We start from the raw sequence: 25,742 nt of genomic DNA, 5'->3' as shown, positions 1-25,742 counted from the left end.
GCGGGGAGGCCACCGGAGGCGAGGTGACGGAGACGACCTCGGTGCCGCGCTCGGCGGCCTCCTGCGGGGCGGCCACCGGAGGCGGCTCCATCCGGGGCATGCTGCCGGAGCCACCGCGCACGGGCGGCCGGGAGATGTCCGACGGGGCCCGCATGTCGCTGCCGGAGCCCGTGCCCAGGTTGCGCGAGTGCGAGCCCGTGCCCGGCATCAGCGCCCGGGGGTTGGAGCCCGTCCCCGAGCCGGCGATGGACGACGGCGCGTACTCGGAGAGCCGGTCGCCCAGCGCCTCCTTGAAGAACTGCGCCACCGACGCGGGCGACGAGGACAGCCGGTGGTGCGCGATGACGGCTTCAATCTCCTCGCGCATCGCCGCCGCGGAGGGCGTGCGGCGCGCCGGGTCCTTCACCAGCGCGCGCAGGATGAGGTCCGACACGTCCTGCGGGATGTGGGGCCGCAGCTGCGAGGGCACCGGCGCGGGCTCGCGCACGATGGCCGCGAGCGTGGCCGCGTCGTGGTCGCGGCGGAACGGCAGCTGGCCGGTGAGCAGCTCGAAGAGCACCACGCCCAGCGCGAACACGTCGTTGCGCCAGTCCAGCGGGCGGCCGCTGGCGGCCTCCGGGGAGAGGTACGAAATCTTCCCCTTGATGACGCCCGCCTGCGTGTGCTCCTCGCCCTGCACCTTGGCGATGCCGAAGTCCGACAGCTTGATGGCGCCGTCCAGCGACACCAGCACGTTGTGGGGGCTGACGTCGCGGTGCACCACCGGGTGCGCCGTGCCGGACGGGTCCACGTAGCTGTGCGCGTAGTGCAGGCCCGCGGCGACCTCCGCCACGATGCGCAGCGCGTGCTCCAGGGGCAGCGCCATGCCCTTGCGGCGCAGCTCCGTGAGCAGGCGCTTCAGGTCCGGGCCGCGCACGTACTCCATCAGGATGTACGCCACGCCGTCCGTCACGCCCACGTCGAAGGTCTGGACGACGTTCGGGTGCGTGAGGCGCGCGTTGGCGCGGGCCTCCGCGAAGAGCATGTCGACGAACTCAGGATTCTCAGCGAACTGCGCGAGAATCTTCTTCATCACGACGAACTTCTCGAAGCCCTTCACGCCCTGCTGCTTGGCGAGGAAGACCTCCGCCATGCCGCCCTGCCCCAGCCGGCGGATGATCTGCAGCCGCGCGCCGCTGTTGTGCGTGTCCGTGGCGGACGTGCCCTTGGCGCCGGGGTCCTGGTTGGTGGAGCCGAAGAGGTACTGGCTGAGGGCGCGCTGCTCCAGCGCCTCGATGTCGTCCAGCGGCTTGTCGGTGAGCGGCGTGCGCGCGAGCAGCCCCTGGAACTGCGCCAGCGCCGGAGCCCGGGCGCTGCCGCCGCAGACGGGGCACACGCGCTCCATGGTGCCCTTGGCGCGCAGGACCTCCAGGTACTCGGAGGTCTGGATGCGCTGATGGGTGACCTGGCCGCAGTTGCGGCAGTCGCACGGCAGCCACAGCGTGGCCAGCTTCGCGGGCAGCGCCTTGGTGGACTTCGCCAGCACGGCGAGCAGCGGCGGCGGCACGCGGCAGAGCACCACCTGGGCGCCCTGCGACGCCACCTCCAGCACCTGTTCGATGCGCGGCAGCGCCTCCGGCTCCACCACGCTCACGTGGCAGCAGTCGAACGCGACGCGCCCCTCCAGGCCGGACGCCAGCCGGCGCACGTTGAGGTCGCCCTTGAGCGTGCTGGCCAGGGTGATGAAGGTGATGTCGTCCTGGACGATCTTCAGGTGCGACGACAGCTCGGACGGCTCGGACGGGATGCCCGAGCGCAGGTAGCGCAGCACCGCCGGGTCCACCGCGGAGAACTGCTGGCGGCGCGCGAAGTCGAAGAACTCCGTGGGCTCGTCCGCGAACTCCAGCGGCTGGGAGCACACGGGGCACTGGTGCGGCGGGGCCCCGCCCTGCTCCAGCACCTTGGCCTCCTCCACCAGGCGCACCAGCCGCAGCCGGTCCTCCTTGCAGAAGCGGCACGCGTAGGGCGCGAGCAGCGAGAGCACGCGCGCGACGCCCGCGAAGCCCTCCACCATGTTGAGCTGATCCACCACCACCGGCGGCGCGTTGACGACGTACAGCCCCGACACGCCCTGCGGCGGGTGGCCGGCGAACTCAATCCACCGGCGCACGCCGAAGGAGCTGATGCGCTCCACCAGGCCCAGGTCCACCACCACCAGGCCCTGGAGGCCCTTGGAGGCTGGCGAGAGCGGGAAGGTTTCGTCGATCACCCCGGCCACGCGCACGTGGGTCAGACTGCCCACGCGCAGGGAGGTGATGCTGGCATTGGAAGTTTGGCTCTCCACCCGCCTACCCTCGTTCCAGACTGAACAGCAGCGACTTGGGCTGAGCAGTCCGGCGACGAGCGTCGCCCAGGTCCACCCCGCAGGCGAACTGCGTGCGCTTTCCCGGCGTCACCCGCACCGCCACCGCGTCGCTGTGCTCCAGGATGCGCCGCAGACCCAGTCCCGCGCCACCACCCGAAGCATCCACCTGCGCCTTCTCACCCCACGCCTTGATCACCCGCACCAGCGGTGACACCGACAGGCGGCCGAAGCGGTCCGTCGCTTCCAGCCACGCCCGGCCGTCCGCCACCGCCCAGGACAGCAGGCAGCGATCCTCTTCCGCCACCGACTGCACCTGGCCACGCCGATGGGCGTACTTCGGCTCGCCGCTCCCGTCCACTGGCGCGTCAAGCAGGGCGTTCACGCCAATCTCATGGACGACATCCGCCACCCGGCTGGCCGCGCCCTTGGAGCCGCCGGCCTGGAGGACGGCCTCGGCCGCGCGCTCGCCCACGGCCGTGACCTCCGCCACGCTGCCCAGCCACGCGACGGACGTGGCGGCTTCCTTGGGGATCATGGGTTCGCCGCGCAACAGCGCGCTCAACAGGCGCGCCTCCCAGGCGGACGGCTGGCCGCCCTCACCGCGCGTGGCCAGCAGCAGCGCCGGGGGATGCTGCTCCAGGAGCGCGGCGTGGGCGGGGGTGAGCCGCCCGTCGAACAGCACCAGCTTCGGCGCCGCGTCGTCACCGCGCCCCAACAACAGGCCGTCCCGGGCCAGCACCCCGGAGGCCTTCTCCAGCGCCTCCGGCGTCAGCGTCGTGTCCGGCGTCAACTTCAGGGGGGCATCCTTCACGGCGGCGACGGTATCCAAACTGCGCTCTAATAATGGAGTCGAACTTCGGTGAAGACGCCCAGCGGCGGTGCGGGGAAGCCGTGGGATTCCTCGTACTTCGCGTTGAAGAGGTTGGTGCCCAGGAGGGACACCGCCACGCGCTCGTGGACGTTGAAGCCCACGCGCGCGGTCGCGGTGATGTAGCTGGGCAGCTTCACGCGGGTGGTGGTGCCGGCGTTCTCGTCCACCACGAAGCCCGGATCATACCGGGCGCCCACGAAGAGGCCGTAGAGCTCCACGAAGGCGAACTTGCCGATGTTGGTGCGGCCGCGCAGGTAGACGCGGTGGGTGGGTGCGTAGTCCAGCGGGTAGCCAGCCCCGCCGCCCACCGGCAGCGCCTGGGCGTCCAGGAACTGGTAGGCCACGTCGAAGGACGAGTTGAGGGACGGCACCTGCGCCGCGGCCTCCGCCTCGAAGCCCGCCACGCGCGCGTCGCCCAGGTTCTTGAATTGGGACGTGGAGCCGAAGAGCAGCTCCTGGTTGATGAAGTTGCGGGCGCGGTTGTAGAAGCCCGTGCCCGTCAGGCGCACCTTGCGGTCGAAGGGCCAGAAGTCCACCGCCGCCTCCACCGTGTCCAGCGTCTCCGCGCGCAGGGCCGGGTTGCCGAGCAGCGTCGCGGCGTACATCTGCTGGTTGATGGCCAGCTCCGCCAGCGTGGGCGCGCGGAAGGCGCGGCCGTAGTTGGTGCGCAGCGTGAGCAGCTCCGGGATGGCGTGGAACACGACGCTGGCGCGCGGGGAGATCTGATCCGTCTTCGCCTCCCAGACCTTGGAGGGGATTTGATAGTTGTCGTAGCGGGCGCCCGCGCCCACCACCAGCCGGTCCGTGATGCGGTACTCGGCGTCCACGAAGCCGCCCAGGATGGTCTGCTTCGTGTCGTCCAGGGTCAGGCCGGGCAGGACGTTCTGGTTGTTCACCTGGTCGGCCTTCACGTCGCCGCCGACGGTGACGGAGAGCTTGTCCAGGGAGAACAGCGCGCGCGCCTCGCCGCCCAGGCGGCTGCGCTTGCCCAGGGTGTCCTCCAGCGCGCCGGTGATTTCATTCTCCAGCGTCACGTTGCGGCGCTTGAAGAAGGTGTAGGCCTGGGCGAACACGCGCACGTTGTCCGTCACCTGCTGATCCAGCTGCAGGGCGGCGTTGAGGTTCTGGACGTGCTCGTTGTCCTGCGCGGTGTAGTGGCAGCGGCCGCAGTTGCCCACGGTGGAGATGTTCTGGCCACCGGGCCGGCCGATGTTGCCGTCCGTGAAGTCCGCGTCCAGCGCGAGGGGCCCCACGCGGACCTTGCCGTTCACCTGGTGGACCAGCGAGTCCTCGTTGGTGTCCGTCTGGCCCAGCTGCTGGTTGTTGAAGAGCTGCGGGCCGTCCGAGCCGAAGCCGTAGTAGCCGAGCAGCGCCTCCACCGGGCCGCCGCGGCCGGCGACGTTGGTCTGCAGGCGCCAGGTCTTGTCCTGGCCCGCGAGGATGCGCGCGTCGGCGCCCACGTTCTGGCCCTTGGCGATGAGGTCCGCGGGCTGGCGCTCGATGATGTTGATGACGCCGCTGAAGGCGTTGGAGCCGTAGAGCGACGAACCGGGGCCGCGGATGACCTCCACCTGCTTGAGGTTGGTCATCGGCGTCGTCTCATCCGCGTAGAACTGGCCCGTCCAGGGGTCCGTCAGCGGACGGCCGTCCTTGAGGAGCAGCAGGCGGTTGGACAGGTAGTTGGAGCCCAGGCCGCGCGCGCTCACCGCCGCCTTGCGCATGGAGCCCCGGCGGCACTCCATGCCGGGGAAGTACTGGATGGCCTCGCAGAGCGAGAACTGGCCGGTGCCCTCCAGCTCCTCCGCCGGGATCCAGGACACCGTGAGGGGCACGTCGGAGATGCGCTGGCTGCGCTTGGACGCCGTGGTGACGACGGCCTCGCTCAGCGCCAGGTTGATGTTCTTCTCCAGGTCGTCGCCCCCGCCCAGGTCCGGGCCGTCCAGGCCGGAGAGGCTGGAGGGCGGCGGCATGGCGCGGTCCGGCGCCGGCTCCGTGAAGGGCGCGCGGTCCGGGACGTTGCTGGCCGGGCGCTGCTGCGACGACGGCAGCACCGCGCTCGAGCCCAGGGCCGGCGCGGGCGGCGGGTTGGAGGGGATGTCCGTGGTCAGCGGCCCGTCATACGGCGACGGCGACCCGGGCGAGGCCACGGGCATCGGATCCGCCACGGACGGGCCGGGGCCGGCCATGGGCGCGGCGGGCGCGGGCGGCGGCTCGGTGGCGAGCACCGGCTCCTGCGGCGCGGGCTCCTCTCCCGGAATGGGCTCCGGCTCCACCGGCGGAGGCGGCGTCTTCGCGCCCCGGCGCGTCTTCGCCGTGCGCGCAGGCTTCGCGCCCGGCGTCGTCGCCTTGGCACCCGGCGTCGTGGCCGCGCGCTTGCGGGTGGCCTTGGTCCGCGTCTTCGCCGCGGGCTCCTGGGTCTCCTGTGCGCGAGCCGTCTCCACCGTGAACAGCGACAGCGCGCAAACCACCAGGGTGAGGCACGCGCGCGCGCCCAGCCGACCGGCAAACCCCTTCACCGCGTTGGTGCGCGGCCCACCGTACTCAGTCGAGTCCATCGTTCTCAATTCCACGAGGGGAAGCAGGGACGTCCGCGGTTCGTGCGCCAGGATCCAGAGCCGTTGCGACTGGCAATCGTCCACAGGGCCGAGTTTCAACCCCTGAACGGTGGCGTTCCGCTCGACTTCTCAAACTACCGCAATAACTCGCCTTAGGCCAAGTCATGGCTGTCGATACCGGTGAAACACGCGCGCGGCGATGGGAGCGCCGCGCGGGGCTCAGTCCACGCCGCAATCAGTCATCCGGTTGTTCAGCGGAAACGGCCAGGTCGTCCGCGAACGGCGGCAGCGCGGGACCCAGCGACTCGGACTGCACGAGCACCGGCGTCTCCACCCGCAGGTCGGGTGAGTCCGCGAGGACGGGCTGGCGGCGCGGGGGGCCCTGGGTGACGAGCTTGCGGAAGTCCTCGAACTCGCGGCCCTGGATGCGGGCGAAGGCGTCGAACGGGGCGACCGCACCCACGGAGGACAGGGCCTGGGACAACGCGTCCGCCCCGCCCTTCAGGTCCACCAGCACCGCGCCGGGAACCCGGGTGCTCCGGAAGAGGACCTTCATGTCCCTGGGGACGTGCGCCACCGGCACGAGCGCGGCCTCCGCGCCCCTGGCCTCCAGCATCTTCACCGCCGACTCCACGTTGGGCACCGGCACCAGCTTGAAGTGCTTCTGGGCGTCCAGGTCGCCGCCCAGCACGACGTGGGTGACGAACTTGGGGTCCGCGGGGCCCGCGCCCTTGACCAGCGCCATGCGCTTGCCGGCGAGGTCCTTCACGGTGCCCTTCTGGGTGGAGATGATGGCCCAGCGCTGCTGCGTCTCACCGGAGCGCGGCGCGTACGCCACGGGCTGGGCCTTCGCGCCCAGCTGCACCGCGGCCCAGCCGTCCACCACGGCGAAGTCGATCTGCCCCTCCCCCACCGCCTTGGAGAAGTCCTCGTAGCGGCCGAAGCTCTTGGCGCCCACGGGGCGGCCCAGGCTGGCCTCCAGCTTCTGGGCCAGGGCCTCCGCGTACTGGAAGCGCTCCTGGCCGTCCGACAGCGTGGTGGCCAGGAACACGCCCAGCGTGGCCTTCTTCGGCGCGGCGGAGGCGGTGAACGGGACAGCGGCAACGGCGAACAGCGCGGCGGCGAGCAGGAGGCTCCCCCGCGCGAAAAGGGATGGCGTCTTCACGGCGTCTCCTCCGCGACCCCGGTGGCCGGCGTGACGCCCTGCGCGTCACCCAGTCCATAGAGGCCCTGCAGGCGGTCCTTCCATTCCCGCACCTGGGCGGCGCGGGAGCCCGCGCCGGAAGCCAGGTAGCGGCGCCAGGCGTCCACGGCCTCGGCGGGTTCATGCCGGCGCTCCTGCGCGTCGATGCCCAGGTTGAGCGACGCGACGGGCACGGCGGTCTCCAGGCGCTTCCATGTCGCCAGCGCGGACGCGGTGTCCCCCTGGCGCCAGTCCACGCACGCCAGGTTGTGCTGCACCAGCGCGTCGTCGGGCGTCGCGGACAGCGCGGCCTTCAGCGCCTTCTCCGACGCCTTCATGTTGCCGGAGGCGTACGCGAGCGCCGCCTCGCGCCGCAGCAGCGCGCCGGTGAGGTTGCCCATCCACTTGGGCTGTCCGGGCATGGGCTTCTTCTGGGCCGTGGTGAGCAGCTTGCGCGAGGGCGCGACCTTGCCCTGGCGGTAGAGCACCCACGCGTCCGCGAGCGCGCGCGTGTTGGACCACGCCCACTCCGGCGCCGGCGTGAGGGCGCGCTTGATGCCCGCGGAGGCCTCCGCGAACCGCCCTTCCTCCGCGCGCGTGAGCGCCCGGGCGAAGGTGGCCAGCTTCGCCAGGTCCGCGCGCTTGCCGGTGCCCAGGCGGTCCACCGCGTCCAGGTCCCGGTTCGCCGCGGCGGCGTCGCCCGTCTCCAGCTTCGCCAGGGCGCGGCGCACCAGCACGCGGGGCAGGTTCGCCTCCGCCACCTTCGCCGCCGTCTTGGAGGGGCCCGCGTCCGTCAGCCGCTGCACGGCGGCGTCCACCTGGCCCAGCTCCACCTCCGCGAGCGCGGCGCCCGCGGACGCCTCCGCGCGCTGATCCGGCTCCTGCGTGGCCTCACCGGACCGGGTGAAGGCGGCGAGCGCGGCCTGCGCGTCGCCCGCGCCCAGCCGCGCGTAGCCCAGGAGCAGGTGCTCGCGCCAGGTCACGCCCGGCAGCGTCACCGCGCCCTCCATCACCTTGCGGGCCTCCGCGAACTGGTGGCTGTCCAGCAGCGCCGCGCCCAGGCGGCGGGCCATGGGGACGGAGCGGTCCAGGTCGTACGCGCGGCGCAGGTCGCGCACGGCGTCCTCCAGGCGCTGGGTGCCGGCGCGGTCGCGCGCGCGGTGGGCCAGCGCCCGGGCCAGCCACTGCTTCGCGCCGGGGTGGCCGGGCTCCACTTGAAGCGCGCTGCCGTAGTCCTCGATGGCCTGATCCCACTGGCCGGTGGCGAAGTGATCCGCGCCCAGCAGCATGTGTCCCAGCGCCTGGCGCGGGGCCATCTCCACCACGCGCCGGTGCACCTCCACCGCGCGCTGGTAGCGGCCGGCGCGGCGGTTGACGGAGCCCAGCGTGGCCCACAGCTCCAGGCTGCCGCCGCCCGACTTCACCGCGGACTCCAGGAACTGGATGGCCTCCTCGTGGCGCGCCTGCGCCTGGAGCGCCTTGCCCACGGCGATCTGCCCCATGAGCAGGCCCGGCTGCAGCTCCAGCACCTTGCGGAACTCGGCCTCCGCCTGCGCGGGCTGCTTCTGCGCGAGCCGCACGTCCCCCAGCAGCAGGTGCGCGGCGGGCGTGGAGCCCAGCTTCATCAGGGCGGTGGCCTGGATGTCCGCGCGAGGCACGTCGCCCGCGGCGAGGTACTGGCGCGCGAGGCGCTCCTTCGGCTCGGCGGCCTGCGGGAACTTCGTCACCAGCCGCTCCAGGAGCGCGCGGGACTCCGGCACCCGGCCCTCCATCTCCAGCACGGCGGCGAGGCCGATCTGCGCCGTCGCGGACTCGGCCCGGCCGGCCTGCGCCTTCTCGAACGAGGCGCGCGCGGCGGCCGCGTCCCGGCGGATGAGGTGCGCCTTGCCCAGCAGCTCATGGATCTGGAAGTCGTTGCCCGCGAGCTTCTCCGGGCGCAGCACCAGGTAGCGCTGCAGCCGCGTCACGGCCCGGTTCCCGTCCTGGGCGTAGAGGTAGTAGCTGGCCAGGTAGTAGTGGACGATGAGGTGGTCCGGCTGATCCGCGGCGGCCACCTGCTCCAGCACCGGCACGGCCTCCGCGAAGCGGCGCAGCTTGAAGTACGCGGTGCCCAGCGGGTACGCGAGCGACAGCTCCTGCGGGTTCTGCGCGAACACCGGCTGAAGGCGCGCCGCCGTGCGCTGGAAGTCCTGGAGCGCGTTGGCGGCGTTGCCCAGGCCCGCGGCGGCCGCGACGGACGCCGGGTCCTGCGTGAGCGCCTGCTCGAAGAGCTGGAGCGCCTTCTTGAACTTCTCCTCCGCCTCCTTCTTGTCGCCCTTGGCGAGGGCGGCGTTGGCGGACACGAGCGACTGGTCGCCCTGCTCCGTCATGCGCTGCGCCTCGGTGGCGGGCGGCGGGCGGAACTGGGCGAGCGCCGCCGGCGGGCCGGCCAGGGTGGCCAGCAGGGCGAGCGCGGTGGAGACGCGGCGCGGGGAGCGGATGAATGGGCGCATGCGGTTCGTCACGGCGAGGGGGCGGGGCTGAATTCGGCGACGATGACGGTGATGTCGTCGCGCTGGGGCTGACCGGCGCTGTACGCGCGCACGTCCGCGAGGAGCGCGTCGCGAAGGGCGTCGGCGGGGAGGTGGGCGTGGGCCTGGAGCGCGGCGGCCAGCCGCTGCGTGCCGTAGAGGCGGTTGGCGCCGTCGCGCGCCTCGGTGAGGCCGTCCGTGTACCAGACGATGATGTCACCGGGGCTCAGCTGCGCCTGGCGCGACGTGAACTGCGACGCGACGTTCGCGCCCAGCAGCGGACCGCGCGCCGGCAGCGACGCCATCTGCCGCGTGTTGCGGTTGTAGATGGCCGCCGCCGGGTGGGCGCCCGCCGCGTAGTCGATGCTGCCGCTGTACACGTCGATGACCGCCAGCGCGCTGGACATCTGGTGCTCGCCGCGGCCCACGTTGGCCAGCGTCACGTTGAGCGCGGTGATCAGCATCTGCGCGTGCACCTGCGACGGCTCGCGCAGCGTCATGGCGGAGGCGAAGCCGCTGGTGGCGCTGGTGGCGACCAGCGACGTGGACAGGCCGTGGCCCGTCACGTCACCAATGCCAATCACCACGCGCCGGTCATCCAGCGCGGCGCGGAACCACCAGTCGCCGCCGCACGCGTCCGCGGGCACCACCAGCCCGGCCAGCCGCAGGGGGCCCACCGTCACGGCCTCGCGGCCCGGGAGCAGCGTCTCCTGCACCGTGCGCGCGAGCGACACCTCGCGCTCCAGCTGCGCCTTGGCCCGCACGTCCTCCAGGAGGACCTTGATGCGCTCGGCCATGTGGTTGAACACCACGCCCAGCGTGGTCACCTCGCGGCCCGCGCCCGGCGCCGTGCCCGCGCGAGCGCCCAGGTCACCGGCGGCCAGCTGCATCACGCGGTGGGTGAGGACACCCAGCGGCTTGGTGATGCGGCGGCTCTGGAAGGCGGCCAGCACGCCGGCCAGTACGACGAAGCCCACGCCCAATCCAACGATGCGCAGCGTGTTGGCGCGCACCGCGGCGCGGTTGGTCTCCTCCAGCTCGTGCAGCTGCTTCTGCAGGTCCTCCAGCGAGTAGCTGATGACGACCACGCCCTTGCCGCCCTGCGAGCCGTAGTCCAGCGGCTCCTGGAACTCGAAGACAGGCTGGCCGTTGAAGAAGGCGCTGGCCCAGCGGCGCTCCGCGGTGCGGCCTCCGGAGGACTCGCCCAGCCTGGCGTTGGGGTCGCTGTCCGCCACCAGCTGCCCGTCCGCGTCGAACATCTGCACGCGCAGGATGTTGCGGTTGTCCGCGATGATGGAGCGCGCGACCTCCGTGAGGAACGCGTAGTTGTTGTCGCGCAGGCTGGTGGCGGAGGTGAGCGCCAGCGTGTGGCTCACCGTCTGGCCCAGTTCGCGCGCCTGGGACTGGAGCCGCTGCGTGAAGCGGTCCGACGTCGCGGTGAGCTGCGCCTCCGTCGTCTTCGCGGACAGCGCGGCCAACAGGCCCACGATGATGATGACCAGCGCGCCCGTGGTGAGCAGCAGCAGCTGATCCAGGCGCAGCCCGCGGATGGCGGCCACGTTGGGCAGCTCGCCGGCCTCCATGGGCGCGATGACCGTGCTCGTGGGCTCCGCGGCCGGCAGCCCCAGCGCTCCCGTCAGCCGGGTGGCCGTGTTCTCCCCGCGCAGGGCGGTGAGGTCCCGGGAGTGGGTGCCGGTGTACTCCGGAGGAGGCGGCGGGGTGCCAGGCGCCGCGTCGGACGCATCGGGTGATTCAGGCACGGGATCGAGGCGCGTGTTCGTACGGGACAAAGGCAGACCTGGGGGGAGCCCGCGTCGAAACGCGGTCGGGGCGGGGCGGACTGTATCGCACTTCCTGATTGACGCGAGGAGTCCACCTGTCGGGCTATTCCCCCCGGCCGCCCTCTCACCTGCTCCCCCAACGGCCGTGCGATCACCCCGGACCGGGAGCGTCTGCCCCCGTCCGGGAAGCAGCACGTCACGGGGTCATGGATGAGTTGCGCTCATTGCCGCGTCGCGCCACCCGGGGGCCGGAACGACGCCAGCGAACACCTGTCACATCAGGGTCCTTGAGTCGGGAGGCCGCGTTCGGAGTATAGGGGCGTCCCTTTCTTTCCCTTCGAGGTCCTCCGCCCGTGTCACGGCCCCGGTTGATCAAAGAAAACTCCGCGCCGCTCTCCCTGCCCCGAGAGCAGCTCATCCGCATCCATGACCTGATGGTGAAGGCGCGCGTCCTGGAGGAGCGCCTCATCCAGATGTACAAGCAGGGCCACGGCTACTTCTGGATCGGCGGTCCCGGTGAGGAGGCGTTCAACGTCCCCCTGGGCCTGCTGATGAAGGTCGGCGAGGGCCCGGCCTACGACTACCTGCACGCGCACTACCGCCAGTCCGCGACGCTGCTCGCCATGGGCGAGGAGCCCATCGGGGCGCTGCGGCAGATGAAGAACACGGCCACGGACCCCTACTCCGGCGGCCGCAACTTCGCGGGCCACTTCAGCCGGCGCTCGAAGAACATCGCGCCGGTCACCTCCCCCATCGAGGTGCAGTACGCCATCGCGCCGGGCACGGCCATGGCCCAGAAGCGCCACGGCGGCGACGGCATCAGCATCGTCACCGGCGGCGACGCGGGCACGGCCGAGGGCGATTTCGCCAGCTGCCTCATCTGGAGCAGCCGCCCGGCGAACCCGCTGCCCATCCTGATCATCGTCACGAACAACAAGTGGGGCATCAGCACCACGTCGGACGGCCAGCACGGCGAGACGAACATCGCGGACCGCGCCCGCGCCTTCAACATCCCGGCCAAGGTCATCAACGGCAATGATCCGGTGGAGTCCTACCAGGAGCTGCAGGCCGCGATGGACTACGTGCGCAAGGAGCGCAAGCCGTACTTCATCGAGGCGCGCGTGTCGCGTCTGTACGGCCACTCCTCCGCGTCCGGCGCCAACTTCGTGAACGAGGAGCAGGACTGCCTGCGCCTCTTCGAGGCGCGGCTGGAGCAGGAGGGCGTCCTCAGCCGCGAGCAGATGGACGAGGCGCGCAACCGTTACTCGGAGGAGCTGGCCGCCGCGGCGCGCACCGTGCGTGACGAGCCGCAGCCCTCTGGCGACTCCATCTGGGACCACATCTACGCGGAGAAGAAGTAACCATGGCGAACATGGCACAGGCCATCCGGATGGCCCTGCACTACGCGGAAGAGAACCTGGGCGTCACCGACATCTTCGGCGAGGACGTGGGCGCCCCGCTGGGCGGCGTCTTCACCTGCACGCAGGGCCTGAAGACGGCGTGGAACAGCCCCCTGGACGAGCGCGGCATCATTGGCGCGGCCATGGGCCTGGCGATGGCGGGCCACCGCCCCGTCGCGGAGATCCAGTTCTGCGACTACATCTACAACACCATCGACCTGCTCAAGCTGGCGGGCAACACGCACTGGTCCACGAACGGTGACTGGGCGGTGCCCATGGTGGTGCGCACGCCCGTGGGCAGCGGCATCCGCGGGTCGCTGTACCACTCGCATTCCTTCGACGCGACGATGACGCACATCCCCGGCTGGAAGGTCGTCATGCCCTCCACGCCGCTGGACGCGTACGGCCTGCTCATCTCCGCGTGCCAGGACCCCAACCCCGTCATGTTCCTGGAGCCCAAGGCGCTCCTGCGCGTGAAGGGCGAGGAGCGCATCCCGGGCGAGCCCGAGGACGACCGCGCGCTGTCGAAGATGATCGACGCGCCGCTGGGGGACCGCTCGCAGTGGAAGCCCCAGTGGCCCCTGGTGGAGGCGTTCGCCGTCCCCATTGGCAAGGGCAAGCTCGTGCGCGAGGGCACCCAGGCCACGGTCATCAGCTACGGCCGCACCATGCCCCTGTGCACCAAGGCCGCCGCGCAGCTGGCGGAAGAGGGACTGAGCGTGGAGGTCATCGACCTGCGCACGCTCTGGCCGTACGACTGGGAGATGATCAAGGCCTCCGTCCAGAAGACGGGCCGCGTGCTCTTCGTCAACGAGGACACGGAGGTCACGAACTTCGGCGAGCACCTGGTCCGGCGCACCGTGGAGGAGCTGTTCTACTCGCTGCTCGCGCCGCCCCGGCTGGTGGCCGGCAAGTTCGTCCCGGGCATCGGCCTGGCGGACGCGCTGGAGATGGCGTCCGTGCCGCAGCAGAACGACATCACCACCGCCCTGCGCTCGCTCTGCCGCGAGCAGCCGTAAGGCGTCCGCGTTCCGCCCACACCGTAGAAAGCCACGTGGGCCGCCGTTCCTCTTTGGAGGCCGGCGGCCCTGTCGTTAGAATCCCAACTTCCGTGTCCCAGCCCATCGTCCGCACCATGACCCCCGCCCCAGACGCCAACGCCTTCCGGATCCGCCGCGCGCGCCGCGGCGACGCAGAGGTCATGGCCCAGCTGCTGCGCGAGCTGGGCTACCCCCAGGGCACCGATCAGCAGACGGTGCACTGGGTCATCAGCCATCCGGAGATTGAAATCTTCGTCGCGGGGGATCCGCAGGACCGCGCGGTGGGCATGGTGTCCTTCTCCCACCGGCCGCAGCTGCGGCTGCGCGGGCGCGTGGCCACCGTGGACGAGCTCGTGGTGTCCGAGGGCTGGCGCCGCCGGGGCGTGGGCCGCGCGCTGCTCGCCCAGGTGGCGCAGCGGGGCAAGGTGCTGAGCGTGAAGCAGCTGCAGCTCATCGCGCCCATCAACGTCACGGAGGAGACGCGCGCCTTCTACCGGGCCTGCGGCTACGTGGAGGGCGACTCCGGGGTGTTCCGCCACGCGGAGTACGAACCCCAGAAGTAACGGCCGCGAGGGCCCGGCGTCCTGGCCGGGCCCCATCGCGCTCCTTTTTCAGCGCTTGAAGCTCGCGACGACGCGGCGCAGGCGCTCGTGGTCCTCTTCGCTCACGTCGGTGAAGCGCACGCCGATGGCCTCCGCCTCGTCGCGCACCCAGGCGACGATGCCGGTGAGGTGGAACTCCTCCCCATCCACCACCATGGCCAGGCGCACCTGGGCGCCTACGTCATAGGACTTGCGCGTGCGCAGGCACAGTCCGCCCGCGGACAGATTCAGGGAGTAGGCCCGCAGCGCTCGCGCCGCGTCCTCCATCTGCTCGAACCGCACCTCGAACCGCGCCGCCACGCGCTCCTCGGCGCGGCGGTTCATGTACGGGTCTGGCTCCACCGGCCCATCCAACTTCGTGTTCATGCGCACCCTGACCCCCTCGGTTCTCGGACCGGAAGTGTCGGCTGGTTTCCAGGCCCGGTTCAAGGGCCCCCGGACAACGGAACGGCTCGTGTAAGTCGCAGGCTACTTCGACGCCAGGAGTTTCCGGATGCACGCACGTCTCGTGTTGTTGGGTGGAGCCCTGATGCTGGGGCTGTGGGTGGCGGGATGCGATGACGGGGAGACTGTCCGCCCGCCAACGGATGGCGGAACTACCCTGGATTCCGGGACAGACGCCGGAGATTCCGGGGCCGTCGATGCTGGCGATGGCGGCGGCGGCGGGAGCTCCGGCTTCGCGTGCAACGTGCCGAAGCAGGAGGGCTGCGCGGCGGGCCAGAACTGTCTGTACACGGACCTGGCGGACGGCGGCACGGGCAGCCAGTGCTTCGCGGGCGCGTGCGACGTGGTCCGCCAGGACTGTCCCTCCGGACAGCGCTGCACCTATGTGGGACTGGACGCGGGGACGACCGAGCGCCAGTGCGTCGCGGCGGGCACCGCCACGGAGGGCGCGCCCTGCACCCTGGCGGAGTCGCCTCCGGGACAGACGTATGACTCGTGCGCGGCGGGCCTGTACTGCAAGGACGAATCCCAGGGCGACGGCGGCACCGCGTTCTTCTGCCGCAAGCTGTGCCACGCGACGTCCAACTGCACGTCCGGCGAATGCAACACCGTGCTGCGGCTGCCCGGCACGCGCGAGCTGCCGCTGGTGTGCGGCCCCGCGTCCGCGCGGTGTGACGCGTTCGCCCAGGACTGCGAGCGCCCGCTGGGCTGCTACCCGTCCTCCAGCGGCCCGGTGTGCGCGGCCCAGGGGACCCTGGCGGAAGGCGCCGCGTGCGACTTCAGCAACCAGTGCTCGCGCGGCAGCACCTGCGTGATGAACAACGGCAGCGGCACGTGCCGGACGCTGTGCCGCACGCCCTCGGGTTCGCCCGGGTGCGCGAATGGCGCGGCCTGCCGGCCCGTCATTGGCAACGGCGACGTGGGGGCCTGCGTCCCGTAGGGCAACGGATTGCCCACGGACGGAAGCGCGCGGGCCCTGGTGCGCCACCGCGCTGGCACGGCCGTGGGCCATGCGTTCCCTCGCGAAGGATGTTCACGACCCGGAAGGATTGGCTCGCGCCATGAATCCCCAGGTCGCCACGGGGGCACGTCGTGCACATTGTCTTGCGCCGGGAGGTCGTGGGCATGGGTCTGAGGAAGGCGCTGCGCTGGGGCTGTTTCGGAGCCCTGGGTGTGCTCGTGGGCTGTGGAGGCATGGACGACGGGCGCGCGCCGGACGAGTCCCCTGGACAGGGCCAGATGGACGCGGAGGTGACGGCGGCCGCGACCGCGGAATCACCGCCGGACGGCGTGGAGGCCGCGCCCACGCTGACGCTGCATGACACGCATCAGGTCCAGGCCACGCCGCCCGTGCGCCCCCCGCCCGCGAAGTTCCAGCCCGGCTTCCACCAGGCGCTGCGCCTGTCTGGCGGCGTGGGGAGCGTCACCACGTACCGGCTGAAGGTCCCGGTGGGGCGCGCGGGCAGCCGGGTGCGCGTCACCTTCCGTTCCGGGGACGGCAGCATGACGGTGCAGCGGGCCACAGTGGCGAAGGCCGGCGCCAATGGCGCGCTGGCGTCCGCGCCGGTGACGCTCACGTTCAGCGGCCAGGCCGGCTTCACCGCGAACGCGCGCACGCTGGTGACGTCGGATCCGGTCGACTTCCCGGTGGGCTTCCGCGACGAGCTGGCCCTCTCCTTCGAGGTGAAGGGCTCGGTGGCCCAGAGCATGATCGACGCCTTCCCGGACAGCTGGATGAGGTCCGGCGCCTACGCGACCACGCAGGGCGCGCTGGGGGGCCAGCAGTGGCAGAAGTCCCTGGCCGTCGCGACGGTGGACGTGGAGGGCGCGCCGGGGCGGGCGTTCGTGGCCATCGGGGACAGCATCACCGAGGGCTACATGGACACGTTCAACGACACGCGCGACGCGTGGCCGGCGCTGGTGGAGAAGCAGCTGGGCGTGCCGGTGGTGAACTCGGGCGTGTCCGGCCAGGGCTTCTGGGATGCGAACATCCAGCTGCCGCAGGAGGTGCTCGCGCTCCAGGGCGTCACGGACTGCATCGTGCTCCTGGGCACCAACGACCTGGGCGCCACCGACATGAACGTGGAGAAGCTGCAGCAGCGCATGACGCAGCTGCTGGATCAGCTCCAGCCCATGTGCCGGCTGTGGGTGAGCACGCTGTTGCCCAAGGAGAAGACGAACGAGGGCAGCTACGACGCGGTGAAGACCCAGCGCAAGGCGTTCAACGAGTGGGTGCGCAAGCTCACGCGCGCGGACGTCATCGACCTGGAGGCCGTGATGCGCCAGCCGGCCAACGCGGACCTCTTCAAGGACGGCCTGGAGGTGGACGGCATCCATCCGTCCGCGGAGGGACACCGTGTCATGGCGGACGAGGTGGTCCGGACCCTCAAGGCGAAGGGCGGCCTGTAGCGCCTGCCCGGCTGGAAAGCACACGGAGGGTTTGAATAGGTTCGGGAACGCCACGTCCTGGTGGTGTTCCCACCTTCCCCAATTCCCGGAGCCTTCCCTCCATGCGCGCCCTCCCCGCCGCCCTCGTCGTCGCCTGCCTCGCCCTGCCCTCGCTGGTCCACGCCTCCGCGCTGCGCTGTGACAACAAGCTCGTGTCGGAGGGCGCCTCGCAGACGGACGCGCTGGCCAAGTGCGGTCCGCCGGTCTCGAAGCAGGTGAAGTCGGAGACGGTGACGAACAAGGCCCGCGAGGGGGCCCGGGACGGGACGCGCTATGGGGACGTGTCCACGGAGGTCTCCGTCACCACGACCATCGAGGAGTGGACCTACAACTTCGGCCCCCACCGGCTGATGCAGGTGGCCATCTTCCGCGATGGCCGCCTGGTGGACGTGCGCAGCGGCTCCTACGGCTACTGAGCCAGCGGTCCCAGGTGCTGCTCCAGCAGCTGGCGCATGAACGCCGGCCGCTGGCGCAGCGTCTCCCGCAGTTCCTCCAGCTGCACGCGCCAGGCCTCCATGGAGGCCGGCTGGCTCCAGCGCGCCACCTGGCCGGGCATCTCCGGCTCCAGCTCCGCCACCGCCGCGTCCAGCAGCGCCGTCACGCGCTCCGAGGCGAAGGTGTGCTCGAGGTGCCAGACGAAGCGCTCGATGAAGCGGGCCTTGAACTCCGGCGACTGGAGCAGCCCCCTGAGCAGCAGCACGGACCACGCCTCCAGCTTCGGGTCGTTCAGCACGCGCCCCAGGCTGTCGAAGGCGGGGCCGGAGCGCAGGGCGAAGTCCAGGTCATACACGAGCCAGCGCCAGCGCCCGTCCTGCCCGTAGGGCGCGTCCGGCACGTACTTCTTCGTGCGCAGCCGCCAGAACTTCACGTTGTTCTCCGGCCAGTCCTCGTTGCCCAGGTACAGCTGCGCGACCTGGTAGTCGATGAAGTCCTCCACATCCATCTGCGTGCGCACCCAGGCGTAGTCCTCCGGCACCGAGAGGTCGTGCGTGCGCACGAAGTCGACGAGGTCCAGGTAGGGCTGCTCGTCGCCCTCCTCCCCCACGTCCAGCGCGCCGAAGAGCTCCAGGATGACGGCCTTCTTGCGATCCAGGCCGTAGTGGGACGCCAGGTAGTATTCGTCGTAGCGCTCGCGCAGCTCGTGCAGGCCCCAGTACTCGCCGTCGAGGAACACGAGCGCGGGACGGCACGGCTGGAGCGCGAGCCGCGTCTCCGCCAACAGCCGCTGCAGCACGCAGTCGCGCAGCTTCGTCACGCCCTGATCCTGCCCGGAGGTGCGCGCCAGGAGCCGCGTGAACTCCGTCACCGGCGAGCCGGGGAACAGCGGCCCCGCGAACGTCTTGGGGCCGTAGTCCTCCTTCGCGTACAGCCGCAGGCTCTTCTGCGGCAGCACCGCGCTGCCCGAGCCGTGGATGCGCACGCCCGCGTTCTGGGCAATCACACGCTCGCCGGAGGACTCGAACCACTCCACGTGGACGGGGCGCTCCCACTCCTTGCCGTCCATCATGTAGTTGGCCGACTCCGCATCCTCGGGCCGGGCCTCGGAGAGCAGGCCGGGGACGTAGATGCCCTTCGCCGGGTCGAAGAAGTTCTCCGCGTCCGTCACCAGCGACAGCACCGGCAGCGTGTACGGCGCCCGGCCGATGATGAACGTGCGCGTGAGCACCGGGCCCACCGGCTCCGTGCCCGCGTACTGCCGGAAGCGCACCACCGCGGCCTGGGCCGGCGCCTCCAGCGGCACCATCCACCGCGAGCCTTCCGTGGCGGTGGGCGCCGTCGTGGGGATGAAGGACCAGCGCACCTCGGGCGTGGAGCGCGCCAGGAGCGCGATGGGGCCGGTGTAGCGCCGCGACGCGGGCGTGGGCGTGGAGCCGTCCCGCGTGAAGTACGTCCTCAGGCCGGGCGCCGTGGGCAGCGCGAGCAGCGTCTCCGGCTGGTAGAGCCCGGGCCGCGCGTCGAACGCCAGGTGCTGGAAGTCGACGCGGGCCTGCGCCTCGAAGCCCCTCCGGTCGCGCGCCACCACCTCCAGCGCCAGCGCGCGCCGGCCCGGCCACCAGGGCAGGCTCCAGCGGCCCTGCTCCAGGTCGGCGTGGCCCAGGAAGCGCCCGTCCTCGAACACCTCCACGCGGACTTCGCCCGCGTCGCTCGACACCGAGCCGAACAGCCGGTGCGTGTCCGGCTCATGCCCTTCGATGGTGACGCGCGGCCCCGAGGGCGGAAGCTCCGCCACGGTCAGCCGCCGCTCGGGCTCGGGCCCGCAGGCGGACGCGGCAAGGACGAAGAAACCGAGGAGGACGGGCGCGAGGTGACGAAGACGCATGACGGTCTGCGTCCTGTACCAAACAATCTTTTGACCTCACATCGCCTTGTGACACGGCGCGCTGGGAGGCCGCGTCACTCACGCGGAGGGTGCGGTGGACTCCAACAGGCCGTGCTTCTGGAGGAGCGCGGCGAGCGCGGGCGGCGCGAGCATCCAGTCCTCGCGCGTGGGCACCCAGCGCACGGGCGCCCCGGCGGCGGCGAGCCTCGCGTTCACCTCCGCGATCATCGGGGCGAAGGTGGGCTGGGGCACGTCCCAGCTGCCCACGCCGGCCTGGATTTCCACGGCGCCGGGCTCCACGCGCACCGCGGGCTGGCCCTGCACCGGCTGGATGGCGAGACCCGGCAGGTACGGCTGCATGGCGGCGGACAGTCGCTCCAGCAGCGTGGGGTCCTCGAAGGGGTGGGCGCCCTCCAGGTCGAAGAAGGTGGGCAGCTGCGCCTGGAGCTCGTCGCGCAGCGGGTCCTCCTTGCTGTCGCGCCAGGCGTGCTCGGCCAGCACGCGCGCCTCATGGGGGATGCGGATCTCCCAGCGCTCCAGGAGCGCGAGCAGCTCCGCCACGCGCTCCACCTCCTCCCAGGGAGGCTCCACGCGCGTCACCCAGGACACCTCCGACAGCGTCTGGCCCCGGCGAAGCCCCCTCACCCGGTCCCCCTTGCGCAGCTGGAAGGGCGGCGCCTGGGTGAACTCCGGATCCGGATAGAGCGCGGTGTGCAAAAGCCCCGTGCCCTCTTCCGGGCGCACGCGCGCGAAGCCGTGCTTGGGGTTGATCTCCTCCACGACGAAGGTCTCCTGGGCCATGGTCCGTTCTCTAACCGGTGTTCCGCATGCCCGCAGCAATGCCGTTGAGCGCCAGCAGGAGCGGCCGGTCGCACCCGGTGTCCCCGTCCCGCTTGCGCTTGAGCAGCTCCACCTGGAGGAAGGACATGGGGTCCACGTAGGGGTTGCGCAGCGCGATGCCCCGCTGCAGCTGCGGGTTGTTGTCCAAGAGCTTCGCCTCCCCGGTGAGCAGCTTCACCGCGCGGCGCGTGCGCGAGTGCTCCTGCTGGATGCGCAGCCACAGGGGCCGCGTGGCCGAGGGGGCCAGCTTCGCGTACCGCGCCGCGATGGCCATGTCCGTCTTGGCCAGCACCATGGTCACGTTGTCGATGACGGCGCGGAAGAAGGGCCATTCCTTGTACATGCGCTGCAGGAGCGCCGCGCCCTCGGGGTTGGCCGCGTACGCCTCCAGCGCGCTGCCCACGCCGTACCAGGCCGGGAGGATGGCGCGCGTCTGCGTCCACGCGAAGCTCCAGGGGATGGCGCGCAGCGTGTCCAGCCCGCCCGCCTTGCGCTTGCTGGGGCGCGAGCCGATGGGCAGCGCGGAGATCTCCTCCACCGGCGTGCCCTTCATGAAGAACTCCACGAACTGGGGGTCGTCCCAGACGAGCGCGCGGTACGCCTTGCGGCCGGACTCCGCCAGCGCGTCGAAGGTGGCGCGGAAGGAGGACTCGTCCTCCGGGGACGGGCGCGGCTGCGCGTCCAGCGTGTGCAACAGCACGCCGCCCACCACCAGCTCCAGCGTGCGCTGGGTGAGCTCCGGGCGCGCGTACTTGTGGTCCATCGCCTCGCCCTGCTCCGTGGCCTTGTAGGCCCCGGCCACCGTGCCCGGCGGCAGCGCGAGGATGGCCGTCTGGGCGGGGCCACCGCCGCGCGCCACCGTCTCGCCCCGTCCGTGGAACAGGCGCAGGGGCACGTCGTGCTCGTCCGCCACCTGGGTGAGCGCCACCTGCGCGCGGTACAGCGCGGCGCTCGCGGCGAGCAGGCCCACCTCCTTGCCGGAGTCGCTGTAGCCGACCATCACCTCCTGCACCCCGCGGCCCTTCAGGTGCTGGCGGTACTCCGGATGCGCGAAGAGCTGGCGCAGCACGTCCGGCCCGCCGTCCAGCGCGCCCAGCTGCTCGAAGAGGGGCGCCACGTCCACGGTGGCGCACTGGAGCTTCGCGTCCCAGAGCCCCGCGTGCTTCAGGCACCTGAAGGCCGCGAGCACGTCCTCCGCGGTGGAGGCCATGGAGAGGATGAGCGTGCGGCACACGGACTCGCCGCCCTCGTCCTGGCCCTCGCGCAGCTTCGCCAGGACCTCCAGCAGCCGCTTGCCGCCCTCGGTGGGCTCGGGCCCGCCGTCGATGGACGCCGCCGCGCTCACCGCGTCCTCCGCGGGCGCGCGCACCTCCAATTCGCCAAGGCCCAGGCCCAGCGCCCGGACGCGCTCGGACATGCGGCGCACCTCGCGCAGGCCCGCGTGCTCCGCGCGCGCCGCGAAGAGCGAGCGCTCCAGCACCGCCAGGTCATCCCCCAGCGCCTCCGGTGAGCGGTAGGCCCCGGGCGGCAGCGTGGACTCGCGGCCCTGACGGCGCGCCAGCACGTGCTCCAGCGCCAGCGTCAGCCGCTCCTCCATGAAGCGCAGCTTGCGGCGCCACGGCTCGCCCAGCGTGCGCGGGCCCTGCTGCTTCGCCACGTCCGGCAGCGCCTTCGCGTCCTCGTCCAGCGAGCGCTCCAGCTCCTGGGTGGGCCGCGCGTGCCGCTCCGACTGCGACAGCATCCCGCCCAGCCGCTCCACGTCGCGCAAGAGCAGCCGCAGGCCCCGGGCGCGGTGCGCGCGCAGCGTGTCCGCGAACACCTCCGGCGTCACCAGCGGGTTGCCGTCCATGTCGCCGCCCACCCACGAGTGCACGCGCACGGGCGTGTCCAGCGCGCCCAGGGGCTCGCCGTAGGCGCGCTCGAAGGCCCAGTCCAGCGCCTCCGGCAGCCGGGCCACCGGCTCCGACAGCATCTCCTCCACGTACCAGTGGACGTTCTTCACCTCGTCGCCCACGGTGGGGCGCTCGCGGCGCAGCTCGTCCGTCTGCCACAGCGCGGTGATCTCCTCGCGCATGGCCGCGAGGTTCGCGACGGACTCGCGCGGGGTGAGCGAGCAGCGGTCCCGCTCCTCCAACAGCTGCGCCAGCCGGTAGAGCTTCTCCAGGAGCGTGCGCCGCACCGCCTGGGTCGGGTGCGCGGTGAAGGTCAGCGTCACCTTCAGCGTGCCCAGCGTCTCGCGCACCTTGTCGGCGCTCACGCCCGCGGCCTTCAGCGTCAGGAGCGTGGCCTCCAGCGAACCCTTCTGCGGCCGGGTGGCCGTGGGGCTCGCGTGGGCCCGCGCGCGGCGGATGCGGTGGTGCTGCTCGGCCAGGTTCACCAGCTGGAAGTAGACGGAGAAGGCGCGCAGCACCGGCTCCACCTGCTCCGACGGAAGGCGTCTCAACACCGCCGCCAGCTCCGCCGCCGCGGCGCGTCGTCCCGCCACCGGCCCGCGCCGGCGCTGGATGGCCAGGTGGCGCACCTCCTCCTCCTTGTCGAACAGGGCCTGCCCCTCCTGTTCCACCAACACCTCACCCAACAGCCGGCCCAAGAGCCGGACATCCCGCCGCAGCGGGGGATCCACAGGACGTGAACGCGCCATAACGGACCGGAACCGTAGTCCTTGGGCCCCCCGCCTCCCCTACCCATTCTTCAATTTTCGACCTCCAGCCGACGAATGACCCACTCCGTCCTTGCAGGAAAAATTTAACCTCCCCGTCTTCCCTTCAGGTCAAGGCTTCCATTAGAAAGTGGGCTCTCCCGGACCCTGCCGGGATGTCTGACCTGACCCGAAGGAGTGGCAATGCGGAAAAACCCGTCTTGGCTGGCCCTGGGCCTGCTCGCGTTCGCGCCGTCTGCGTTCGCGGAACGCGCCTGGTACGAAAAGCCGCAACCCGACGTCGCCGCACCGTCCGCCGCGAAGCGCAAGGCCGTTGTGCAGGACATCACGGATGACCTGCCCCACCGTCTGGGGGAGCAGCAGAAGGAGCTGAAGGCTCAGGCACTGAAGCAGCGCCTGGAGGGCCGCGGGCAGCCCGGCCGCGTGCAGAAGCTGGCCAACGGCAAGTTCGTGGAGCTGGAGCTGCAGCGCACGGACCGCATCTTCGTCATCCTGGTGGAGTACGGCACGCAGATCCACCCGGTGTTCGGCAACCCGGCCACCAACCCGGGCGGCAACATCCCCGGCCCGCTGCACAACGAAATTCCGGCCCCTGACCGCTCGGTGGACAACACCACCATCTGGCAGCCGGACTACAACCGCGAGCACTTCGAAAAGCTCTACTTCGACACCACGCCCGGCGCGGACTCGGTGGCGAACTTCTACAAGGCCGCGTCCTCCGGGCGCTACACCGTGTCCGGCACGGTGTCCGAGTGGGTGAAGGTCCCCTACAACGCCGCCCGCTACGGCAACAACCTGTGCGGCAGCTCCAGCTGCTCCAACTCCGTGTGGCCGCTGATCAGCGACGCCATCAAGGCGTGGACCAACGCGCAGCTGGCCTCCGGCAAGACGCCCGCGGAGGTGAAGGCGTACCTGGACACGTTCGACACGTGGGACCGGTACGACTACGACGGCGACGGCAACTTCGACGAGCCGGACGGCTACATCGACCACTTCCAGATCGTCCACGCCGGCATGGGTGAGGAAGTGGGCGGCGGCGCGCAGGGCCCCAACGCCGTGTGGAGCCACCGCTGGTTCGCGTACAGCACGGGCCTGGGCCCGGATGGCGCCGGCCCCGCGTACAACCAGAACGGCGGCGCGCGCTTCGGCACGGGCATCGACAAGTGGGTGGGTGACTACACCATCCAGCCGGAGAACGGCGGCCTGGGTGTGTTCGCGCACGAGTACGGCCACGACCTGGGCCTGCCGGACCACTACGACACGACGAACGCGGCGGACAACGGGACGGGCTTCTGGACCATCATGTCGTCCGGCTCGTACCTGAACGACGGCACCAAGGACATCGGCAGCCGTCCGGGTGACTTCTTCGCCTGGGACAAGCTGCAGCTGGGCTGGCTGGACTACGCCTCCACGGCGGCGGGCCTGTACTCGTACCACAACCTGGGTCCGGCGGAGTTCACGTCCGCCAACGCGAAGCAGGCGCTGGTCGTGAAGCTGCCCGGCAAGCCGGTGGTGCAGCCCACCACGGCGCCGTACGAGGGCCAGGGCATGTGGCAGGGCGGCCAGGGCAACAACCTGGACCGCGTGCTGGAGAAGACGGTGAAGCTGCCGAACAGGAAGCCCATCACCTTCTCCTTCCAGACCTGGTTCGACATCGAGGAGGACTGGGACTACGCCTACGTCGCCCTCTCCGTGGAGGGTGGCCCGTTCGTGAACCTGCCCAGCCCGGTCAGCCGCACCACGAACCCGTGGGGCAACAACCTGGGCAACGGCATCACCGGCACGTCCGGCGGTTGGGTGCCCCTGGAGTTCGACCTGTCCGCTCACGCGGGCAAGACCGTCACGCTGAAGATCCGCTACAAGACGGACGGGGCGGAGTTCGGCCGCGGCTTCCTGGTGGACTTCGTGCAGCTGTGGGCGAAGAACACCTACGTCTTCGGTGACGACGGCGAGTGGGGCCACAAGTGGTGGGACAAGTCGACGTTCTTCGTGACGGACGGCACCAACACCCTCTACGACAACTACTACATCGCCGAGTGGCGCCAGTTCCGCGGCTACGACGAGGGTCTGGCCACGGGTCCCTACAACTACGGCTTCAGCGCGGATGGCCTGGGGGACTGGGCGGAGCGCTACTCGTACAACCCCGGCCTGCTCGTCACCTACTGGGACACGTCGCAGTCGAACAACAACGTGTCGCAGCACCCGGGTGAGGGCCGCATCCTGCCCATCGACTCGCGCCCGCAGCCCCTGCAGCGCAGCGACGGCCGCTACTGGTCCGGCCGCGTGCAGACGCACGACGCGACGTTCGGCCTGGAGCCCAGCTTCCCGCTGTCGCTCAAGCCCAACGGCTTCCCGCGCAACGAGTACCCCTCGCAGCCCGCGGTGCCGGTGTTCAACGACACCAACACCTTCTGGTACGCCACGCAGCCGTACGGCGGCGTGAAGGTCCCGAAGACGGGCACCATCATCGAGGTGCTGTCGACGGACCCGGCCCAGACCGTGATGGAAGTCCAGGTGCGTCCGGTCGACTGAGCGGTTGACCGGCTTCACCGCTGAGCCGTGAAGGAGGGCCGGTCCCGCTTCGTGCGCGGGGCCGGCCTTTCGCGTTCGTGGGCCGCCCGGGCCCGGGCGTTGAAGGAATCCGGACACCCGGCGCGCGGCCGTGCATGACGGCCGCGCGGAGGGCGCTACGGTGCCCGCCATGGCCGAGTGCCCCGTGGGCGGTCCCTCCTCCCCCTCCCCTCC

At 71.3% G+C, this 25,742-nt stretch carries 17 protein-coding genes; 7 read left to right on the top strand and 10 right to left on the bottom strand.

Features of this window, described 5'->3' with window-relative positions; genetic code table 11:
- The 6 genes from D7X96_RS32075 to D7X96_RS32050 all read right to left on the bottom strand — a co-directional run.
- A partial coding sequence (locus D7X96_RS32075; RefSeq protein WP_244219800.1) for a serine/threonine-protein kinase occupies window positions 1–2,323 on the bottom strand: 2,323 nt, incomplete at its 3' end.
- A gap of 4 nt (window positions 2,324–2,327) precedes the next feature.
- A complete protein-coding gene (locus tag D7X96_RS32070; protein ID WP_244219799.1) occupies window positions 2,328–3,155 on the bottom strand; it encodes a hypothetical protein in 828 nt (275 codons plus the stop codon).
- A gap of 26 nt (window positions 3,156–3,181) precedes the next feature.
- Window positions 3,182–5,770 carry a TonB-dependent receptor gene (locus D7X96_RS32065; protein WP_121771465.1) on the bottom strand — a complete coding sequence of 863 codons (2,589 nt, stop codon included), beginning with the start codon at window positions 5,768–5,770 and terminating at the stop codon, window positions 3,182–3,184.
- A 235-nt stretch (window positions 5,771–6,005) separates the two neighbouring features.
- Entirely contained in the window at window positions 6,006–6,935 is a 930-nt protein-coding gene (locus D7X96_RS32060) for a PhnD/SsuA/transferrin family substrate-binding protein (protein WP_120551343.1), read from the bottom strand.
- Complete coding sequence (locus D7X96_RS32055) at window positions 6,932–9,445, bottom strand: tetratricopeptide repeat protein (RefSeq protein WP_120551355.1); 2,514 nt, start codon at window positions 9,443–9,445, stop codon at window positions 6,932–6,934. The genes D7X96_RS32060 and D7X96_RS32055 overlap by 4 nt, the downstream gene beginning before the upstream one ends.
- 8 nt (window positions 9,446–9,453) lie before the next feature.
- A complete protein-coding gene (locus D7X96_RS32050) occupies window positions 9,454–11,253 on the bottom strand; it encodes a PP2C family protein-serine/threonine phosphatase (protein WP_120551344.1) in 1,800 nt (599 codons plus the stop codon).
- Between the two features lie 344 nt (window positions 11,254–11,597).
- On the opposite strand from D7X96_RS32050, the gene D7X96_RS32045 reads away from it, so the two are divergent.
- The 3 genes from D7X96_RS32045 (at window position 11,598) to D7X96_RS32035 (ending at window position 14,247) form a co-directional block, all read left to right on the top strand.
- Window positions 11,598–12,605: a thiamine pyrophosphate-dependent dehydrogenase E1 component subunit alpha gene (locus tag D7X96_RS32045; RefSeq protein WP_121723975.1), complete on the top strand. Its 1,008-nt coding sequence runs from the start codon at window positions 11,598–11,600 to the stop codon at window positions 12,603–12,605.
- Between the two features lie 2 nt (window positions 12,606–12,607).
- Entirely contained in the window at window positions 12,608–13,663 is a 1,056-nt protein-coding gene (locus tag D7X96_RS32040; protein WP_120551346.1) for an alpha-ketoacid dehydrogenase subunit beta, read from the top strand.
- 92 nt (window positions 13,664–13,755) lie between these two features.
- Window positions 13,756–14,247: a GNAT family N-acetyltransferase gene (locus D7X96_RS32035; RefSeq protein WP_120551347.1), complete on the top strand. Its 492-nt coding sequence runs from the start codon at window positions 13,756–13,758 to the stop codon at window positions 14,245–14,247.
- A gap of 48 nt (window positions 14,248–14,295) precedes the next feature.
- On the opposite strand, the gene D7X96_RS32030 is transcribed toward D7X96_RS32035, so the two are convergent.
- Window positions 14,296–14,652 (bottom strand): TIGR02266 family protein, encoded by a 357-nt coding sequence (locus D7X96_RS32030; protein ID WP_120551348.1) that lies wholly within the window; start codon window positions 14,650–14,652, stop codon window positions 14,296–14,298.
- Between the two features lie 322 nt (window positions 14,653–14,974).
- On the opposite strand from D7X96_RS32030, the gene D7X96_RS32025 reads away from it, so the two are divergent.
- The 3 genes from D7X96_RS32025 (at window position 14,975) to D7X96_RS32015 (ending at window position 17,594) form a co-directional block, all read left to right on the top strand.
- On the top strand, window positions 14,975–15,670 hold the full coding sequence (locus D7X96_RS32025; RefSeq protein WP_233609964.1) for a hypothetical protein: 696 nt from the start codon (window positions 14,975–14,977) through the stop codon (window positions 15,668–15,670).
- A 185-nt stretch (window positions 15,671–15,855) separates the two neighbouring features.
- A complete protein-coding gene (locus D7X96_RS32020; protein WP_120551356.1) occupies window positions 15,856–17,139 on the top strand; it encodes an SGNH/GDSL hydrolase family protein in 1,284 nt (427 codons plus the stop codon).
- Window positions 17,140–17,240: 101 nt separating this feature from the next.
- Window positions 17,241–17,594 carry a DUF2845 domain-containing protein gene (locus D7X96_RS32015; RefSeq protein WP_121771463.1) on the top strand — a complete coding sequence of 118 codons (354 nt, stop codon included), beginning with the start codon at window positions 17,241–17,243 and terminating at the stop codon, window positions 17,592–17,594.
- Here D7X96_RS32015 and D7X96_RS32010 read toward each other — a convergent pair.
- The 3 genes from D7X96_RS32010 to D7X96_RS32000 form a co-directional block, all read right to left on the bottom strand.
- On the bottom strand, window positions 17,588–19,498 hold the full coding sequence (locus D7X96_RS32010) for a CotH kinase family protein (RefSeq protein WP_121771462.1): 1,911 nt from the start codon (window positions 19,496–19,498) through the stop codon (window positions 17,588–17,590). The genes D7X96_RS32015 and D7X96_RS32010 overlap by 7 nt on opposite strands.
- 78 nt (window positions 19,499–19,576) lie before the next feature.
- Window positions 19,577–20,299: a hypothetical protein gene (locus tag D7X96_RS32005; RefSeq protein WP_120551352.1), complete on the bottom strand. Its 723-nt coding sequence runs from the start codon at window positions 20,297–20,299 to the stop codon at window positions 19,577–19,579.
- 10 nt (window positions 20,300–20,309) lie between these two features.
- The gene (locus D7X96_RS32000) at window positions 20,310–22,979 is read right to left on the bottom strand and encodes a phosphoenolpyruvate carboxylase (RefSeq protein ID WP_121771461.1); all 2,670 of its coding nucleotides are present in this window, start codon (window positions 22,977–22,979) and stop codon (window positions 20,310–20,312) included.
- 201 nt (window positions 22,980–23,180) lie between these two features.
- On the opposite strand from D7X96_RS32000, the gene D7X96_RS31995 reads away from it, so the two are divergent.
- The gene (locus D7X96_RS31995; RefSeq protein ID WP_120551354.1) at window positions 23,181–25,529 is read left to right on the top strand and encodes an immune inhibitor A domain-containing protein; all 2,349 of its coding nucleotides are present in this window, start codon (window positions 23,181–23,183) and stop codon (window positions 25,527–25,529) included.
- Window positions 25,530–25,742 lie beyond the last annotated feature (213 nt).

It is taken from the genome of Corallococcus interemptor (assembly GCF_003668875.1).
Lineage (GTDB): Bacteria > Myxococcota > Myxococcia > Myxococcales > Myxococcaceae > Corallococcus > Corallococcus interemptor.
Note: the sequence above shows the minus strand (reverse complement) of the source record. Positions and strands in the feature narration are given on the sequence as shown.